18 protein-coding genes are annotated in these 17536 nt (G+C 67.5%); 11 read left to right on the forward strand and 7 right to left on the reverse strand.

The window, feature by feature from the left end; translation table 11 throughout:
* Positions 1-3: 3 nt before the first annotated feature.
* From ACTIEY_RS13320 to ACTIEY_RS13335, 4 genes are read right to left on the reverse strand one after another with little or no spacing between them, the layout of a single operon-like run.
* Positions 4-792, reverse strand: a complete 789-nt coding sequence (locus ACTIEY_RS13320; protein ID WP_439519619.1) for an ABC transporter ATP-binding protein — start codon at positions 790-792, stop codon at positions 4-6.
* Positions 789-1616, reverse strand: a complete 828-nt coding sequence (locus tag ACTIEY_RS13325) for an ABC transporter ATP-binding protein (protein WP_439519620.1) — start codon at positions 1614-1616, stop codon at positions 789-791. The genes ACTIEY_RS13320 and ACTIEY_RS13325 overlap by 4 nt, the downstream gene beginning before the upstream one ends.
* A complete protein-coding gene (locus tag ACTIEY_RS13330) occupies positions 1613-2689 on the reverse strand; it encodes a branched-chain amino acid ABC transporter permease (RefSeq protein WP_439519621.1) in 1077 nt (358 codons plus the stop codon). The genes ACTIEY_RS13325 and ACTIEY_RS13330 overlap by 4 nt, the downstream gene beginning before the upstream one ends.
* A gap of 12 nt (positions 2690-2701) precedes the next feature.
* Positions 2702-3577, reverse strand: coding sequence for a branched-chain amino acid ABC transporter permease (locus tag ACTIEY_RS13335; protein ID WP_439519622.1), 876 nt, complete (start codon positions 3575-3577; stop codon positions 2702-2704).
* 168 nt (positions 3578-3745) lie between these two features.
* Here ACTIEY_RS13335 and ACTIEY_RS13340 point away from each other — a divergent pair, with 168 nt between their 5' ends.
* Genes ACTIEY_RS13340 through ACTIEY_RS13360 form a run of 5 tightly spaced genes read left to right on the forward strand, consistent with a single transcriptional unit; the run spans position 3746 to position 7908 of the window.
* Entirely contained in the window at positions 3746-5149 is a 1404-nt protein-coding gene (locus ACTIEY_RS13340; protein ID WP_439519623.1) for an acyclic terpene utilization AtuA family protein, read from the forward strand.
* Positions 5146-5520 carry an AtuA-related protein gene (locus tag ACTIEY_RS13345; protein WP_439519624.1) on the forward strand — a complete coding sequence of 125 codons (375 nt, stop codon included), beginning with the start codon at positions 5146-5148 and terminating at the stop codon, positions 5518-5520. The genes ACTIEY_RS13340 and ACTIEY_RS13345 overlap by 4 nt, the downstream gene beginning before the upstream one ends.
* Entirely contained in the window at positions 5517-6317 is an 801-nt protein-coding gene (locus ACTIEY_RS13350; RefSeq protein WP_439519625.1) for a crotonase/enoyl-CoA hydratase family protein, read from the forward strand. The genes ACTIEY_RS13345 and ACTIEY_RS13350 overlap by 4 nt, the downstream gene beginning before the upstream one ends.
* Before the next feature lie 9 nt (positions 6318-6326).
* Positions 6327-7163, forward strand: coding sequence for a hypothetical protein (locus tag ACTIEY_RS13355; RefSeq protein WP_439519626.1), 837 nt, complete (start codon positions 6327-6329; stop codon positions 7161-7163).
* Between the two features lie 10 nt (positions 7164-7173).
* Entirely contained in the window at positions 7174-7908 is a 735-nt protein-coding gene (locus ACTIEY_RS13360; protein WP_439519627.1) for a type 1 glutamine amidotransferase, read from the forward strand.
* Here ACTIEY_RS13360 and ACTIEY_RS13365 read toward each other — a convergent pair whose 3' ends face one another.
* Positions 7909-8349 carry an acyl-CoA thioesterase gene (locus ACTIEY_RS13365; protein WP_439519628.1) on the reverse strand — a complete coding sequence of 147 codons (441 nt, stop codon included), beginning with the start codon at positions 8347-8349 and terminating at the stop codon, positions 7909-7911.
* Between the two features lie 37 nt (positions 8350-8386).
* Here ACTIEY_RS13365 and ACTIEY_RS13370 point away from each other — a divergent pair, with 37 nt between their 5' ends.
* The 5 genes from ACTIEY_RS13370 (at position 8387) to htpX (ending at position 14060) form a co-directional block, all read left to right on the forward strand.
* Positions 8387-10234, forward strand: coding sequence for an ABCB family ABC transporter ATP-binding protein/permease (locus ACTIEY_RS13370; protein WP_439519629.1), 1848 nt, complete (start codon positions 8387-8389; stop codon positions 10232-10234).
* Between the two features lie 61 nt (positions 10235-10295).
* On the forward strand, positions 10296-11222 hold the full coding sequence (locus ACTIEY_RS13375) for a LysR substrate-binding domain-containing protein (RefSeq protein WP_439519630.1): 927 nt from the start codon (positions 10296-10298) through the stop codon (positions 11220-11222).
* Positions 11223-11235: 13 nt separating this feature from the next.
* Positions 11236-12291, forward strand: a complete 1056-nt coding sequence (pyrC, locus tag ACTIEY_RS13380; RefSeq protein ID WP_439519631.1) for a dihydroorotase — start codon at positions 11236-11238, stop codon at positions 12289-12291.
* Positions 12273-13028 (forward strand): DUF3025 domain-containing protein, encoded by a 756-nt coding sequence (locus ACTIEY_RS13385; RefSeq protein WP_439519632.1) that lies wholly within the window; start codon positions 12273-12275, stop codon positions 13026-13028. Before pyrC ends, ACTIEY_RS13385 begins: the two co-directional genes overlap by 19 nt.
* Before the next feature lie 162 nt (positions 13029-13190).
* Complete coding sequence (gene htpX, locus ACTIEY_RS13390) at positions 13191-14060, forward strand: protease HtpX (protein WP_439519633.1); 870 nt, start codon at positions 13191-13193, stop codon at positions 14058-14060.
* 145 nt (positions 14061-14205) lie between these two features.
* Here the strand turns inward: htpX and ACTIEY_RS13395 are convergent, their stop codons facing one another.
* Both ACTIEY_RS13395 and ACTIEY_RS13400 read right to left on the reverse strand, forming a co-directional pair.
* Complete coding sequence (locus ACTIEY_RS13395) at positions 14206-14910, reverse strand: glycine zipper 2TM domain-containing protein (protein WP_439519634.1); 705 nt, start codon at positions 14908-14910, stop codon at positions 14206-14208.
* 45 nt (positions 14911-14955) lie between these two features.
* Positions 14956-16821: an NAD(P)/FAD-dependent oxidoreductase gene (locus tag ACTIEY_RS13400; protein WP_439519635.1), complete on the reverse strand. Its 1866-nt coding sequence runs from the start codon at positions 16819-16821 to the stop codon at positions 14956-14958.
* Between the two features lie 129 nt (positions 16822-16950).
* On the opposite strand from ACTIEY_RS13400, the gene ACTIEY_RS13405 reads away from it, so the two are divergent.
* Positions 16951-17520, forward strand: a complete 570-nt coding sequence (locus ACTIEY_RS13405) for a DUF2239 family protein (RefSeq protein WP_439519636.1) — start codon at positions 16951-16953, stop codon at positions 17518-17520.
* Positions 17521-17536: the final 16 nt, after the last annotated feature.

The following is a 17536-nucleotide window of genomic DNA, read 5'->3' on the forward strand; positions in this document are numbered from 1 at the left end:
GCCTTATCTCCAGTTCTTCTTCTTCTTCCACCTGCGCTCGCCGCGCTCACCCGTTTCCTTCATGCCCAGGTAGAACTCCTTGATGTCGTCCTTCTCGCGAAGGTGCGCGCAGGTGTCTTCCATCACGATGCGGCCGTTCTCCAGCACATAACCGTAGTCGGAGGCGTTCAGGGCCATGTTGGCGTTCTGCTCGACCAGCAGGATGGTGGTGCCGCGTTCGCGGTTGATGCGCACCACGATCTCGAAGATCTCCTTCGTGAGCTTGGGACTCAGGCCCAGGCTGGGCTCATCGAGCAGGATCAGGTCGGGGTTGGCCATCAGCGCACGGCTGATGGAGAGCATCTGCTGCTGCCCGCCCGAGAGCAGGCCGGCGTCCTGGGCGGCGCGTTCGCGCAGGATGGGGAAGTAGTTGAACACCGCCTCCATGTCGCGCGCCACGCCGTCGCGGTCCTTGCGCGTGTAGGCGCCCATCAGCAGGTTGTCGCGCACGCTGAGCAGGGGAAACACCTCGCGCCCCTCTGGCACGTGCGAGAGGCCCCGCTGCACGATGGCCGCCGGATCCTGGGCGGTGATGTTCTCGCCCTTGAACTCGATGCTGCCCTTGCGCGGATCGATGATGCCGCTGATGGTCTTGAGGATGGTCGTCTTGCCCGCGCCGTTGGAGCCCAGCACGGTGGCGATCTCGCTGCGGCGCACCTGCAGGCTCACGCCACGGATGGCCTTGATGGGGCCGTACGCGCTCTCCACGTTGAGCAGCTTGAGCACCGGCGCGTCGGATGTCGCAACGCTCATGCTGCCACCTTGTGGTTCTCGCGGCGCAGGCTGGACACGTCGTCCACCGAGCCCAGGTAGGCTTCGATCACGCCCGCGTCGGCCTGCACTTGCGCGGGTGTGCCGGTGGCCAGCTCGGTGCCCATGCTCATGGCGAGCACGCGGTCGCTCACCTTGGAGACCAGGCTCATGTCGTGTTCCACCATCAGCACCGTGATGCCCAGTTCCTTCTGGATGTCGCTGATCCAGAACGCCATGTCTTCGGTCTCTTCCACGTTGAGGCCGGAAGAGGGTTCGTCCAGCAGCAGCAGGCGCGGTTCGGTGCACAGCGCGCGCGCCAGCTCCACCACCTTGCGCACGCCATAGGGCAGGCCGGCCACGAGCGACTCGCGGTGGTGCTGAAGGTCCAGCAGTTCGATGACGTGCTCCACTTTCTCCCGCGCCTCGATTTCGGCCGCGCGCGTCTTGCCGGTGAAGAACAGCTCGCTCCAAAGCCCCGTGCGACGGTGCGTGTGACGACCGATCAGCAGGTTCTGCAGCACGGTGGCGTGCTCGAACAGCTCGATGTTCTGGAAGGTGCGCGCGATGCCCAGCTTGGCAATGCGGTGCGGCGCCTGGTCGGTCAGGCGCAGCGTGCCGTCCGGGCCGGCGTAGTCGATGGTGCCGGTGGTGGGCGTGTAGATGCGGCTGATGAGGTTGAACACGGTCGTCTTGCCCGCGCCGTTGGGGCCGATCAACGTGAACACCTCGCCGCGCTTGACGTCGAAGCTCACGTTGTTCACCGCCAGCACGCCGCCAAAGCGCACGCTGAGGTTTTTTGCTGAAAGAAGGATGTCGTCGTTCATTTCAGTCTGTCGGATTTCTGGAAGGTCTTCTGCCGCTTGAACATGCCCTTGCGGTAGAAGGGGAACAGCTGGAAGTAGGCGCGCACCTTGAGCCAGCGGCCGTACAGCCCCATGGGCTCGAACAGCACGAAGGCGATCAGCACCATGCCGTAGACCGCACCCTGCAGGCCGGCGGCCTGGCCGATGGCTGCGGGCAGGAAGTCCTTGCCCAGCGAAATGAGCTGCGGCATGACGATGAGGAAGATGGCGCCGAGGAACGCGCCGTGGATCGAGCCCAGCCCACCGATCACCACCATCAGCAACAGGTCGATCGACTGGATGATGCTGAACTGCTCCGGCGAGAGGAACTGGATCTTGTGCGCATACAGCGCGCCGCCCACGCCGGCGAGTGCGGCCGAGAGCGCGAAGCTCAGGGTCTTGTAGCGGGCCAGGTGAATGCCCATGCTCTGCGCGGAAATCTCCGAATCGCGGATGGCAACGAATGCCCGGCCGGTGGATGAGCGCATGAGGTTGACCACACCCAGCGTGGCCAGCACCGTGACCAACAGACAGAGGAAATAGAACTCGTTGGTGGAGTCCAGGTCCCAGCCGAAAAGGCTGGGGTAGTTCACCATCAGGCCCTTGTTGCCGCCGGTGAGCGACTCCCAGCGCGCGATGACTTCCTCGACGATGAAGCCGAAGGCCAGCGTGGCCATGCCGAGGTAGATGCCCTTCACGCGCAGCGCCGGCAACCCCACCACCATGCCCACCGCGGCCGAGAGCAGGCCGGCACAGGCCAGCGCAATCGGGAACGGAATCCCTGCATTGACCATGATGGCCTGCGTGTACGCACCCACGCCGAGGAAGGCCGCGTGGCCAAGAGAGAACAGCCCGGTGAAGCCTGCCAGCACCATGAGCCCCAGGCCCACGATGGAGTAGATCAGCACGAAGGTGAGCTGCGCCAGCCAGTATTCCTGGATCACCCACGGTGCGGTGACGAGGAACAGGCCCAGCAGGCTGTACCAGAACCTGTGCCCGCCGTGCTTGGCCAGCTTGATGTCCTGGTTGTAGTCGGTCTTGAAAATAAAGCGCATGACGTGCTGCCCTCAGACCTTCTTGCGCAGCTTTTCGCCGAACAAGCCGTTGGGCTTGAGCACGAGCATGAGCAGGACCACGACGTACGGGGCCACGTCCTTGAAGCCTTCGGGCAGATAGAAGCCCGAGAGCGCCTCGACGATGCCGATAATGAGACCGCCCACGATGGCGCCGGGCAGGCTGCCGAAGCCGCCCACCACCGCCGCCGGAAAGGCCTTGAGGCCGATGAAGCCCATGTTGGCGTGGACGAAGGTGATGGGTGCCAGCAGAAGACCAGCGATGGCCGCCACGCCCGCGGCCAGGCCCCACACCAGGCCGTTCAGGCGCTTGACGGGAATGCCCATGTAGTAGGCGGCGAGCTGGTTCTGCGACGACGCCTGCATGGCGATGCCGAGCTTGCTGTAGCGGAACATGGCGAAGAGGCCGGCGCACAGCAGCGCGGTGGAGCCGATCACCACCACCTGCTCGGCCGACACCACCAGGCCGCCCATGCGCAGCACCTCGTTGGCGTAGGGCACCGGCAGGGTGTGCGTTTCGGTGCCGATGTCCGGGATCATGGTGATGAGACCGCGCAGCACATAGCCCACGCCGATGGTGAGCATGACGATGGAGAACGCGGGTTGCCCCAGGATGGGGCGGATCACCACGCGCTCGAGCACCACGCCGAAGAGCCCCATGCCGATGATGGCCGCCGGCACCGAGAGCCAGAACGGGAAGCCCAGCATGGTCATGGCCGCGAGACCGAAGAAGGCGCCGACCATCATGAGATCGCCCTGCGCGAAGCTCACGGTTTCGGTCGCTTTGTAGATCAGCACGAAGCCCAGGGCGATGAGGCCGTAGATACAGCCCTGGGCCACGCCGCTGATCAGCAGCTGCAGCAATTGCACTCGATGTCTCCTGTGTGTTCTTGTTCGCCTTGGCGGCGGGGTCTGCTGCAAACTTTGTTGCAACCTTCCCAGCAGGTGAGCGCAATTTATAGCTGTCTTGCGTGAGACTGCCGCTAGGGGTTGTCCCCCATCAGGAGTCGCCGACGCGCCATCAAGATGAAGTCCATCATGAAATCCATTCGAATCGGCGCCGGCCTCGGTTTCTACGGCGACCACTGGGAACCCGTGGCCGCCAGCATCGAGCGCGGCGGTGTGCAGTTCATTGCCAGCGACCACCTCGCCGAGCTCACGCTCGCCATCCTGCAGAAGGACCGGCAGCGCGATCCCACGCTGGGCTACGCGCGCGACGTGGTGCCCATGCTGCTCAGGCTGTGGCCGCTCATGCGCGAGCGCGGTGTGCGCTTTGTGTGCAACGCGGGCGGCCTGAATCCTCAGGGTGCGGCGCAGGCGGTGCTGGCGGCCTTTGCCCAAAAGGGCTGGAAGGCGCGCATCGCTGTGGTGAGCGGCGACGATGTGTTGCCGCGCCTGCAGCGCGATGGCACGCCCACCGGCGCGTTCGACCACCTTTTCACGGGCGAGGCGCTGTCGCAGGTGCGCAGCAGGCTTGTGTTCGGCAACGCCTACCTCGGCGCGCGCCCCATCGTGCAGGCGCTCGATGAAGGCGCGGACATCGTCATCACCGGCCGGGTGGCCGATGCGGCGCTGTTCCTGGGTCCGCTGGTGCATGGCCTGGGCTGGACGCTGGAAGGCGCCACCCGCCGCGAAGACCTGGACCGCCTCGCGCAGGGCCTCACCGTGGGCCACCTGCTGGAATGTTCGGGCCAGGGCAGCGGCGGCAACTTCGGCAGCCAGGGCGCTTGGCAGGCCATTCCCGATCTGGCGCACATCGGTTACCCCATCGCCGAAGTGTGGACAGACGGCAGCGCGCTCATCACCAAGGCGCCAGGCACCGGCGGGCGCGTGAACTTCGACACCGTGCGCCAGCAGCTGCTGTATGAGGTGCACAACCCGCACGCCTATGTGTCGCCCGACGTGGTGCTGGACATGGGCGGCATCCAGTTGAAGGACGAGGGCGAGGACCGCGTGCACCTGACCGGTGCGCGCGGCACGGCGCCCACCGACACGCTCAAGGTGGTGGCGGGTTTTCGCGATGGCTACAAGGCCGAGGTGACGTGGGGTTTCTCGTGGCCCGATGCGTGGGACAAGGCGCAGGCCGCGCAGTCCACCATCCGCACGCTGCTGAAAGACAAGCGCGTTCCACATGACGAGCTGTACGTGGAGTACCCAGGCTTGAACTCGGCCCACGGTGCGCTCGCACCGCTGCCGGCGGCCGATGCGCTGAACCAGAGCAACGAAATCTGGACGCGGCTGGTGCTGCGCACGCAGGACAAGGCCGCGGCCGACGGTTTTGGCCGCCTGTTTCCCTGGATGGGACTGAGCGGACCGGCCTACACCTGCGGCTTCACGGGGCTGCACAACACCAGCGAGCTGCTGGGCATCTGGCCCACGCTCATTGCGCGTGCCGACGTGGAAGCCGGCGTGAAGGTCGAGTTCATGGGAGACGCGGCATGAGCACCGTGCGCATTCCTCTCGTTCGAATCGCCCATGCCCGCAGCGGCGACAAGGCCGACTGGGTCGACTTCGGCCTGTTCGCCTGGAACGAAGCCGGCTACCGGCTGCTGGCGCGCGAGGTGAGCGCCGAACGCGTGCAGGCGCATTTCGCGCCCTGGCTCCGTGGCGAGGTGGACGCCTGGCCGCTGCCGAACATCCTGGCGCTGAAGTTCGTGTTGCGCGGCGCGCTGCAGGGCGGCGGCGCGCGCAATCTGCGGCTGGACAACCTGGGCAAGGCGATGGCCGGTGCCCTGTTGAGAATGGAGATCGACGTGACACAGGAAGAACTGAGCGAAGCCCTGAACCAGCCGCGCGTGGGGGTGTGGCCATGAGCACGGTGGATGCGGTGCGCACCGAGAAGCTGGGCGAAGTCTGGGTGGTCACGCTCGACCGCCCCGACGTGCGCAACGCGGTGGACAACCCGACCGCCCGCGCCCTGTTCGACACGTTCCTCGCCTTCGAGGACGACGCGGAGGCGAGGGTGGCGGTGTTCCACGGCGCGCACGGCCACTTCTGTGCCGGCTGGGATCTGCAGTACGGTGCGCGCCTGTCCGAGTCGGGCGACACCGGCGGGCTCGATCTGGATTTCGACGCCAGCGATGCGCGTCCGCTCGGCCCCATGGGCCCTTCGCGCCTGCAACTGGGCAAACCCGTGATCGCTGCGGTGAGCGGCGCGGCGGTGGCCGGCGGCATGGAGCTGGCGCTGTGGTGCGACATGCGCGTGGTGGAGGAAGACGCCTACTTCGGCGTCTATTGCCGCCGCTTCGGGGTGCCGCTGATCGACGGCGGCACCGTGCGCCTGCCGCGCCTGGTCGGCATGGGCCATGCGATGGACCTGATCCTCACCGGCCGCAAGGTGGAAGCCACCGAGGCGCTGCAGATGGGTCTGGCCAACCGCGTGGTGCCCACCGGCCAGGCGCGCGAAGCCGCCATCGCCCTCGCGCGGCAGCTCGCCGCGTTTCCGCAGGCCACGATGCGCGCCGACCGCGAAAGCGCGCTGCGCCAGTGGGACTTGCCGCTGGGCGAGGCGCTGCACCAGGAGTGGGCGCGCGGTCGCGAGCGCATTCCCGACGCGCTGGAAGGCGCGCGGCGCTTCGCTTCCGGGCAGGGGCGCCACGGGAAGTTCTGAGCGGCGGCGATGCAACACGCCTGGCTGCTCGCCGCACTGCTCGCCAGTGGCCTGGCGTACGCACAGCCTGCACCGCTGACGTGTGGCGAGGTGGTGACCCTTGACGCGCAGCCGGGCACCACGCTGCGCTACGCCTGGCAGCCGCCCACGGGCACGGCCTCGCCCACCACCCTGGTGCTGCTTCCCGGTGGCGATGGCTACCCCAGGCTGGACGCGCAGGGGTGCGCACGGCGACTCAAAGGCAACTGGCTGGTGCGCTCCCTGAGCCTGTTTCAGGCGGCCGGTTTCGGCACGGCGCTGGTGGATGCGCCCACCGGCTGGCAGGGCGAGGACGGCCTGGCTGGCTACCGGGTGGACCCGCGACACGCCCAGGACCTGGGCCGCGTGATCGCCGACGTGCGTGTGCGCACCCGGGGCGCGGTGTGGGTGATGGGCACCAGCCGGGGCGCGATCTCGGCGGTGAACGCGGCATCGCGGCTGGTGGGTGATGCCGCGCCCGACGGGATCGTGCTCTCCTCGTCGGTGGTCTCGGGCCAGGTCGGTGCCCGCAAGCCGTGGGTGGCGCATTCGGTGTTCGATCTGCCGCTGGAGAACATTCGCCAGCACGTGCTGGTGGTGGGCCACGCCGCAGATGCCTGCATCCGGTCGCCCGCGAGCCTGATGGCGCGCATCACCGAGCGCACCCAGGGTGCGCGCGAGCAGGTGGTGACCGTGACCGGCGGACCGGGGGGTGCGCACCTCTCCAGCGTGGACGCCTGCGAAGGCCGTTCGCCACACGGCTTCCTGGACCAGGAAGCCGAGGTGGCCGCGGGCATCGAGCGCTTCGTGCGCGGGGCGCGCTATTAGGATCGGGGCCATGCAGCCCGACCTCGCCGACGTCCTGATCCTTCAACACCTCAACGAGGACGGGCCCGGCTACCTGGGTGAGTGGCTCGACGCGCAGGGCGTTGCGTGGCACGTGCGCTGCGCCGAAGCCGGTGAAAGCTACCCGCAGAGCGTGCGCGGCTACCGGGGCCTGGCGGTGCTGGGGGGCGCGTGGAGCGCCAACGACGATCGCACCAGCCTGCGCCAGGCCGAGGCCCTGATCCGCGAGGCCGATTCGCTCGGCATCCCTGTGATCGGGCACTGCCTGGGCGGGCAGCTCATGGCGAAGGCGCTGGGTGGGCGCGTGGAAACGCTGGCCGTGCCCGAAGTGGGCTGGTGGCCGATGGCGCACACGGGCAGTGCGGCGGCGCGCGCATGGTTCGGCGAAACGACCACGCACACGGTGTACCAGTGGCACCAGGATGGATTCGTCGAATTGCCGGCCGGCGCGGAGTTGCTGGCATCGTCGCCCGCCTGCGCCCACCAGGCGTTTGCCATCGGGCCGCACCTGGGCATGCAGTTCCATATCGAGATCACGCCCCGGAAGATCGCCATCTGGCTGGACCAGCCGGGTGAGGCCTACCGGGCAAACGTGCCGCGCTTTCCCGGCAGTGTGCAGGACCCGGATGCCATGAACGCCGCCACGCCCCGCCACCAGCCTGGCAGCCAGGCGCTGGCCGATCGCATCTATGCCACGTGGCGCGCGCGTTGGCCTGAGAGAAACTGATCAGCCAGCCAGCCCGGGCAGGTTCACCCCGTCGCGCGGAATCGGCCGGGGCTTGCCTTCCATGTCGATGGCCACATACGTCAGGCTGGCCTCGGTCACCTTCACGTACTGGCCCTGCGTGAGGAAGCGCTCGGCGTACACCTCCACCTGCACGGTGATGGACGTGCGACCCACGCGCGTGACGTGCGCGAAGAAGCTCAGGATGTCGCCTACCCGCACCGGCTGCTTGAAGATGAACTGGTTCACCGCCACCGTGGCCATGCGCCCGCGCACGTAGCGAGCGGGCAGCACGGCACCGGCCAGATCGACCTGCGCCATGACCCAGCCGCCGAAGATGTCGCCATTGGCGTTGCAATCCGCCGGCATGGGAATGACCTTGAGCACCAGTTCCCGGTCTTTGGGCAGGGTGGTTTCGGGGTTCGGGCTTGATTCGAGTGACATGGGCACAATCTCTGGACGACGATCTCCATTCTCCTGCATGCGCCCCGATTCCTCCGCCCAGCCCGCCATCGCCTTGCCCGCCAACCCTGGCGCGCCCGATCCGAAGGCGGCGCCACGGTCCGACTGGGCCACCCTCAAGCGCCTGCTTCCCTACCTCTGGCAATACAAGGTGCGCGTGGTGCTGGCGCTGGCCTTCATGGTGGCGGCCAAGATGGCCAATGTGAGCGTGCCGCTGCTGCTCAAGCAACTGGTGGACGCCATGACCATCAAGCCCGGCAGCGTGGAAGCGCTGCTGGTGGTGCCGCTGGGGCTGCTGCTCGCGTATGGCTTGCTGCGCCTGTCCACCAGCGTGTTCACCGAACTGCGCGAGCTGGTTTTCGCCAAGGCCACCGAAGGCGCCACCCGCAGCATCGCGCTGCAGGTGTTCGGCCACCTGCATGCGCTGTCCCTGCGCTTCCACCTGGAGCGCCAGACCGGCGGCATGACGCGCGACATCGAGCGCGGCACGCGCGGCGTGCAGTCGCTCATCTCGTATTCGCTCTACAGCATCATCCCCACCCTGATCGAAGTGGCCATGGTGCTGGCGCTGCTGGGCACGCAGTTCGACATGGGCTACGTCTGGATCACGCTGGTCGCGCTGGTGCTCTATGTGACCTTCACCGTGGTGGTGACCGAGTGGCGCACCAAGTTCCGCCGGCAGATGAACGAGCTGGAGTCCACCAGCCAGAGCCGCGCCATCGACTCGCTGCTGAACTACGAGACGGTGAAGTACTTCAACAACGAGAACTTCGAGGCGCGCCGCTACGACGAGGCGCTGGAGAAGTTGCGCCGCGCGCGCATCAAGAGCCAGACCACGCTGTCCATGCTCAACGCCGGGCAGCAGGTGGTGATTGCCGTGGCGCTGGTGCTCATGCTGTACCGCGCCACGCAGGGTGTGGTCAGCGGCGAACTCACGCTGGGCGACCTGGTGATGGTCAACGCCTTCATGATCCAGCTCTACATTCCGCTCGGTTTCCTGGGCGTGCTGTACCGCGAGATCAAGCAGAGCCTGACCGACCTGGACAAGATGTTCGTGCTGCTGGAGAAAGAGCGCGAAGTGGCCGACGAACCGGGTGCGCAACCGCTGGCGCTGGCAGGTCCGCCGGCGGTGCGCTTCGAGAACGTGCATTTCTCCTACGAGCCCGCGCGCGAGATCCTGCACGGCATCAGCTTCGAGATTCCGCCCGGCAAGACGGTGGCGGTGGTCGGGCCGTCGGGTTCTGGCAAGAGCACGCTGGCGCGCCTGCTGTACCGCTTCTACGATGTGAGCAATGCGGACGAGGGTGGGCGCATCACGCTCGACGACCAGGACATCAAGGCCGTGACCCAATCCAGCCTGCGCCAGGCCATCGGCATCGTGCCGCAGGACACGGTGCTGTTCAACGACACCATCGAATACAACATCCTTTATGGCCGCCCGGACGCCGGGCACGAGGCGGCGGTGCAGGCCGCTCAGGCGGCGCACATCCACAGCTTCATCGAACGCCTGCCGCTGGGCTACAGGACCATGGTGGGTGAGCGCGGCCTGAAACTCTCCGGTGGCGAAAAGCAGCGCGTGGCGATCGCGCGCACCCTGCTCAAGAATCCGCCCATCGTGATCTTCGACGAAGCCACTTCGGCCCTGGACTCGGCCAACGAGCGCGCCATCCAGGCCGAGCTGAGGTCCGCCGCCCGCAACAAGACCACGCTGGTGATCGCGCACCGGCTGTCCACGGTGGTGGACGCGCACGAGATCCTGGTGCTGGTGAACGGCGAGATCGTGGAGCGCGGGGCGCATGCAGATCTTGTCGCTCGGGACGGTGTGTACGCGGGGATGTGGGCATTGCAGCAGAGCGGGGCGGATTGAACTGGAGGCTGGTGTAACTCCCACCCGTTGGCCCTTCAGCGCCGCCCCATAATCGCGCGTCATGGAAACCAAATGGCTTGAAGACTTCGTGAGTCTGGCGGAAACCCGAAGCTTCAGCCGCTCGGCGCAGTTGCGCCACGTCACCCAGCCCGCCTTCTCCCGGCGCATCCAGTCGCTCGAGGCCTGGGCCGGCACCGATCTGGTGGACCGGTCTTCCTACCCCACGCGGCTCACGCCCGCCGGCCAGACGCTGTACGACCAGGCTCTGGAGATGCTGCAGTCGCTCCAGAGCACGCGCGCCATGCTGCGCGCGCACACCGCCGCCGCGCAGGACGTGATCGAGTTCGCAGTGCCGCACACGCTGGCCTTCACCTTCTTTCCGTCCTGGCTCTCGGGCCTGCGCGACACCTGCGGCCCGATCAAGAGCCGGCTGATTGCGATGAACGTGCACGATGCCGTGATGCGGCTGGTGGAAGGCAGTTGCGACCTGCTCATTGCGTACGACCACGCCGCGCAACCCATCCAGCTGGATGCCGCGCGCTACGAGATGCTGCCGCTGGGCAAGGAACTGCTGGCGCCGTATGTGAAGCCCACCGCCAAGGGCGCTCCCATGTACGCACTGCCCGGCACCGCCAGCCATCCCCAGCCTTACCTGGCCTATGCCCCGGGCGCTTACCTGGGCCGCGCGGTGGACCAGATGCTCAAGCAGAGCACCACGCCCATGCACCTGGACCGGCTGTACGAGACCGACATGGCCGAAGGCCTGAAAGCCATGGCGCTCGAAGGCCACGGCATCGCGTTCCTCCCGGCCAGCGCGGTGCGCAACGAAGTGGCTGCCCGAAAGCTGGTGTCGGCCGGCGACGGGCTGGAAACCTCGCTGGACATCCGCATCTACCGCGCCCGCCCGCTGGACGCGCAGAAGGGCAAGCGGGCGGTGCAGGTGTTCTGGAGCCGGCTGGGCGAGAGCCTGGGCAGCCCGGCGGTTTGAGACAATCGGGCGCATGAACGCCGCCTCAAGCCCCTCCCCCGACACCCTGACCCTCACCCGCCCCGACGACTGGCACCTGCATGTGCGCGATGGCGACGCGCTCGCCACCGTGGTGCCGCACACCGCCGCCCAGTTCGGCCGCGCGATCATCATGCCCAACCTCAAGCCGCCAGTGACCACGGCGGCGCAGGCCATGGCCTACCGCGATCGCATCCGCGCGGCTGTGCCGCGGGGATTGAGCTTCGAGCCGCTGATGACGCTCTACCTCACCGACAACCTGCCGCCCGACGAGATCGCGCGGGCGAAGGATGCCGGCGTCGTCGCGCTCAAGCTCTATCCCGCCGGTGCCACCACCAACAGCGACGCCGGCGTGACCGACATCCGCAAGACGTACAAGACGCTCGAAGCCATGCAGCGCGCCGGCCTGCTGCTGCTGGTGCACGGAGAGGTCACCTCGCCCGACATCGACCTGTTCGACCGTGAGGCGGTGTTCATCGACGAGCAGCTCATCCCGCTGCGGCGCGATTTCCCTGAACTCAAGATCGTCATGGAGCACATCACCACCCGAGAGGCGGCGCAGTACGTGGCCGATGCCGGCGCACACACGGCGGCCACGCTCACCGCGCACCACCTGCTGTTCAACCGCAACGCCATCTTCACCGGCGGCATCCGGCCGCATTACTACTGCCTGCCGGTGCTCAAGCGCGAAACGCACCGCCAGGCGCTGCTGGCCGCAGCCACCAGCGGCAGCGACAGGTTCTTTCTCGGCACCGACAGCGCGCCGCACCCGGCGCACCTGAAGGAACACGCCATGGGCTGCGCAGGTTGCTACACGGCGCACGCCGCGATCGAGATGTACGCCGAAGCTTTCGATTCGGTGAACGCGCTCGACCGGCTCGAAGGCTTCGCCAGCCTTCATGGCCCGTCTTTCTATGGCCTGCCGAAGAACGCCGGCACCATCACCCTGAAGCGGGAGAGCTGGACCACGCCCGAGAGCTTCCGCTTCGGCCAGGCCGACCTGAAGCCGTTGCGCGGCGGCGAGGCGCTGCCGTGGAGGCTGGTGGCCTGACGCCCTCGCCCGACTGGAGCGCGCCCTGGTTCGCGCCGCTGGCGCACCAGGGCAGGGCGGTGTCGAGCGCCATCGAGAAGGGCCAACCGCTGCCGCAGGCGCTGGGAGCCCAGCCAACCTGTCCCGTGCGTTTCGTCTCGCAAGAAGCGCTGCCGCCCGGTGTGGCCTACGAGCGGTTCATCTTCGACACCGGCCAGGTGCCCACGCGCGAGAACCTGCACGACTTCTTCAACGGTCTGTGCTGGCAGCGCTATCCGCTCACCAAGCAACGGTTGAACCGGCTTCAGGCGACGGAGATCGCCGCCGCCGGCATTGGCGCCGTGCGCGGCCCGGTGCGCGACGCGCTGACGCTGTTCGACGAAAACGCCGCGCTGCTGCAGGCGCCCGATGCGATCTGGAATGCGCTGCTGGCGCGCGACTGGCACGCCTTGTTCGTGACACACCGTGCGCAGTGGGCACATGCGCGCCTGGTGCTGTTCGGCCACGCGTTGCTGGAGAAACTGGCTGCGCCCTACAAGTCCATCACCGCGCACGTGCTGCGCGAGCCGGTGCCGCTCGCCCTGCGGGATGACCTTGCGGCCTGGGATGCCTGGACGGCGGAGCGGCTGAGCGCGCCGTGGCTCGCCAGCAAGCCCTTCACGCCGCTGCCGGTGCTGGGCGTGCCCGGCTGGTGGCCACCCAACGAAGCGCCCGATTTCTACGCCGATGCGGCGGTGTTCCGGGCGCCGCGCGCTTGATTTCCGGGGCGGCGGCCCCATACTCGAATCTCGGTATCATGCGCCGTCCCTGGCGGGGCGGCACCTCGTGCCGACACCCCCGAAGCATCGGGAACCTGAATGGTCCGCAAGGATCACAAGCGCAGCCGGCGACCCCGACGCCGCTGCCACAACGGAGAAAACATGAAGCGCATCCTGCTGTTCGTTCTGACCAACTTCGCCGTCATGGCGGTGCTGCTGGTCACCACCCGTCTGCTGGGTGTGGACCGGTTCCTCACGGCCAACGGGCTGAACCTGACGGCGCTGGCCGGGTTCTCGCTCGTGATCGGCTTTGGCGGCGCCATCATCTCGCTGCTGATCAGCAAGCCCATGGCCAAATTCAGCACGGGTGCGCGCGTGATCAACCAGCCGCAGACGGCCGACGAAGCCTGGATCGTGGAAACCGTGCGCCGCTTCGCCGACAAGGCCGGCATCGGCATGCCCGAAGTCGCCATCTTCGAAGGCGCACCGAACGCGTTTGCCACCGGAGCGTTCAAGAACTCGGCGCTGGTCGCGGTGTCCACCGGCCTGCTGCAGAACATGACCAAGGAAGAGGTCGAGGCCGTCATCGGTCACGAGGTCGCGCACGTGGCCAATGGCGACATGGTCACCATGACGCTGATCCAGGGCGTGATGAACACTTTCGTGGTGTTCCTCAGCCGCGTCATCGGCTACGCGGTCGACGCGTTCCTGCGCCGTGGCAGCGACAGCAATTCCGGTCCCGGCATCGGCTACTACGTCACCACCATCGTGATGGACATCGTGCTGGGTTTCCTGGCCGCCATCATCGTGGCCTGGTTCAGCCGCCAGCGCGAGTTCCGCGCCGACGCGGGCGCCGCCGGCCTCATGGGCCGCAAGCAGCCCATGATCAACGCGCTGGCCCGCCTGGGCGGCCTCACCCCGGGCGAGTTGCCCAAGACGATGCAGGCGCTCGGCATCACCGGCAACCTGGGCAAGTTGTTCAGCACCCACCCGCCGATCGAAGAACGCATTGCCGCATTGCAGAGGAATTGATCCCGCGCGCCGCTTGCGGCGTCACCCCCAAGGGGGGCGCAGCTGGCGGCCTGGCAAAGCCAGTTCCGCGGCTGCTCTCGAACAAAGGCGCGTGACCCGGCCATGAAAAAGCGACCCGGGGGTCGCTTTTTCTTTGGTGGTGAGATCAGCGGTTGCGTTCCCAGCGGTCGTTGTCGCGGCGGTGGTGTCCGTCGTGGCGTGGATGCTGGTAATGGCCCGGGCCCCAGCGGTAGCCATGGATCGGCACCACGGCCTGTCCACCGTAGGGGTAGTACTGCGTGCCGATGATGATGCGGGTGGTGGGCTCCACATACTGCACTTGGGGTCGGTAGGCGGGGTAGGTCACGACCGGTGGCGGCGGGGGCATGGCATCCGCCGGCGTGACGTTCAGGCGCACGAAGCGGCCGGGATCCTGCGGCATCTGAACGCGGTACTGGCGGCCAGCGTATTCGTAGACCACGTCGTACGCCACCGGGCGGTTCTCGTAGTAGGTCTGCGTGCTGCACTGGCGGTAGGTTTCGGTGTGGGGCTGGCCCGGGCCTTCCACCCGATTGCCGACCATGGCACCGCCGATCAGGCCGATCACGGTGGCGGCGGCGCGGCCACTGCCGTTGCCGATGGCATTGCCCATGGCCCCGCCGGCGATGCCGCCAATGAGGGCACCGGCACCGGATTTCTGGCCCTGGTAGGTGACGCTCTCATCGCTGCACACTTCGCGGGGCACAGCCACCTGCTGGATGACCGGCGTGCTGCTGATGACGCGGCCTTGTTCTTCCTGCGCCTGCGCGACGCCACTGCCGGCCAGGGCAAGCAGGCCGGTCATCACGGGAATCAGAACGGGGGTTTTCATGGGGAAGCTCCTGATGGGGGTAGTCTGGACTCTGCGCCCGTCATGTCAAGCCGGCATGCGCTCTTTGTAAAGATTCGTTGCAGGATCGTGAGAAATGCCCAGCAGCTCGCAGGCCAGTGCCTCGGCCACCTTCAAGCCGTCCACCCCGGCCGACAGGATGCCGCCGGCGTATCCCGCGCCTTCGCCGGCCGGATAGAGACCACGGGTGTTCAGGCTCTGCAGGTCCGCGCCGCGCGTGATGCGCAGGGGTGAGGAGGTGCGTGTTTCCACGCCGGTCAGCACGGCGTCGGCCATGTCGTAGCCCTGGATCTTGCGACCGAACACCGGAATCGCCTCGCGCATGGCCTCGATGGCGTAGGCGGGCAGGGCGGGCGCGAGGTCGCCCAGCTTGACGCCCGGCTGGTAGGACGGTTCCACCGAGCCGAGCACGCTGGACGGCCGCAGCTGCAGGAAGTCGCCCACCAGTTGGCCCGGTGCGTCGTAGTTGCCACCGCCGAGCTGGTAGGCGCTCGCCTCCAGGGTGCGTTGGAGCACGATGCCGGCCAGGGGGTGCGCCTGCCCCTGCCGGGCGAGTGCCTCGGCCTGGCTGGCGTAGCGCGTGCCGTCGGCTTCGCCGAACGCCGCGGTCCAGTCGGGGAGGTGCTGCGGAAAGGACAGCGGGAAATCCGTGGGCTCGATGCCCACCACCAACCCGGCATTGGCATTGCGCTCGTTGCGCGAGTACTGGCTCATGCCGTTGGTGACCACGCGTCCGGGCTCGGAGGTGGCGGCCACCACCATGCCGCCCGGGCACATGCAGAAGCTGTAGACGGCGCGCCCGTTCTTCGCGTGGTGCACCAGCTTGTAGTCGGCCGCGCCCAGCAGAGGGTGGCCGGCGTGGCGGCCCCAGCGCGCGCGATCGATCAAACCCTGCGGGTGCTCGATGCGAAAACCGATGGAGAACGGCTTGGCTTCCATGAACACGCCCGCGTCCCACAGGTGCGCAAAGGTATCGCGCGAACTGTGGCCGAGCGCCAGCACCACGCGCTGCACTGGCTGGTGGACGGACTCGCCGGTGTCCAGGCGCTTCACGTGCAGCCCGACCACGCGTTGGCTGGCGCCTTCGCCAGCGAGCTCGAAACCCTGGACCTGGTGCTGGAAAAGGATCTCGCCGCCGAGGGCGATGATCTTCTCGCGCATGGCCTCGACCACGCGCACCAGCTTGAAGGTGCCGATGTGCGGGTGCGCGGTGTAGAGGATCTCGGGCGGTGCGCCGGCTTCCACGAACTCGTGCATCACCTTGCGGCCCAGGAAGCGCGGGTCCTTGATCTGGCTGTAGAGCTTGCCGTCGGAAAACAGGCCGGCACCGCCTTCGCCGTACTGCACGTTGCTTTCGGGATGGAGCACGTGGCGGCGCCACAGCCCCCAGGTGTCCCTGGTGCGCTTGCGCACCGGTTTGCCACGCTCGAGCACGATGGGTTTGAGGCCCATCTGTGCCAGCGCCAGCGCCGCAAACAGGCCACAGGGACCGAGCCCGATCACCACCGGTCGATCGGCCTCATGGGCCGGCCATCCCGCCGGCGCCTCGCCGGGCGCGCGCCAGGCCATGTCCGGCGTCGGCTGCACATGCGGCATGCCCGCGTGTCGGGCCAGCAGAAGAGCTTCCTGCGCGGGATCGGTGAGTGCCACATCGACGATGTAGACCGCCAGCAGGTCGGCCTTGCGCGCGTCGAAGCTGCGCTTGAAGACATGAAGCTGCGCGATGGCGGTCGCTTCGATGCCGAGCGCGGTCGCCGCCAGCCGGTTCAGCGCGTCCACAGGATGCGGTGGTGGTTCCCGGTCGAGGTCGGTCTCCGCGGGCGCGTCGGCGGCGCGGCGGTGTTCGGCCGGCACTTCGGCCAGCGGCAGCTTGAGTTCGGAGAGGCGGATCATGGGTCGTGGGGCTTGTGTTGATCAAGCAGATGACGAAGCCCCGGTATTGTCGTCAATGCCGAACCACCTGCATTCAGCGATGGAAAAATAACCCGGGTAAAAAGATTAAATCCGGGTACAATCCGCCGCATGAACCCATCCAGCCCGGCTTCCTGTACCGCCTTCCTGGGCGCAAGACGCGTGGCGTTCGGCACCTACCACGAGGTCGCCGACGCCCTGGCGGCGCTCGACCTTTCCGCGGGTGGTCTGCTCGTGTTCGATGACGCCACGGGTGCCCAGGTGGATCACCCCTGGCCTCGCGGGAGGGTCGAAAACCCGACGCCGGAAGATTCGGCGCCGGCCGCCGCACCGCAAGTGGGACGTCCGCGCATGGGCGTGGTGGCGCGCGAGGTGACGCTGCTGCCCCGCCATTGGGCATGGCTGGCCGAGCAACCGGGCGGAGCGTCCGCCGCCTTGAGGCGCCTGGTCGAGGAGGCCCGGCGCGTTCATGGGGATCGCGACGGCCAGCGGCTGGCCAAGGAACGCGCGTACCGGTGCATGAGCGCGCTGGCCGGTGGTTTCGCGGGATTCGAGGAAGCTTCCCGCGCGCTGTTTGCTCACGACGCCCAGGCCTTCTCCCAGCGCATCGCCCACTGGCCACCGGACGTGCAGGCGCACCTGGCCTGGCTCGCGCGCGACGCGTTCGCGCCCGACGCCTGACTTCAAGTTTCTTCCA

The sequence above is a fragment of the Hydrogenophaga sp. genome (assembly GCF_051858985.1).
Taxonomy (GTDB): domain Bacteria; phylum Pseudomonadota; class Gammaproteobacteria; order Burkholderiales; family Burkholderiaceae_C; genus Hydrogenophaga.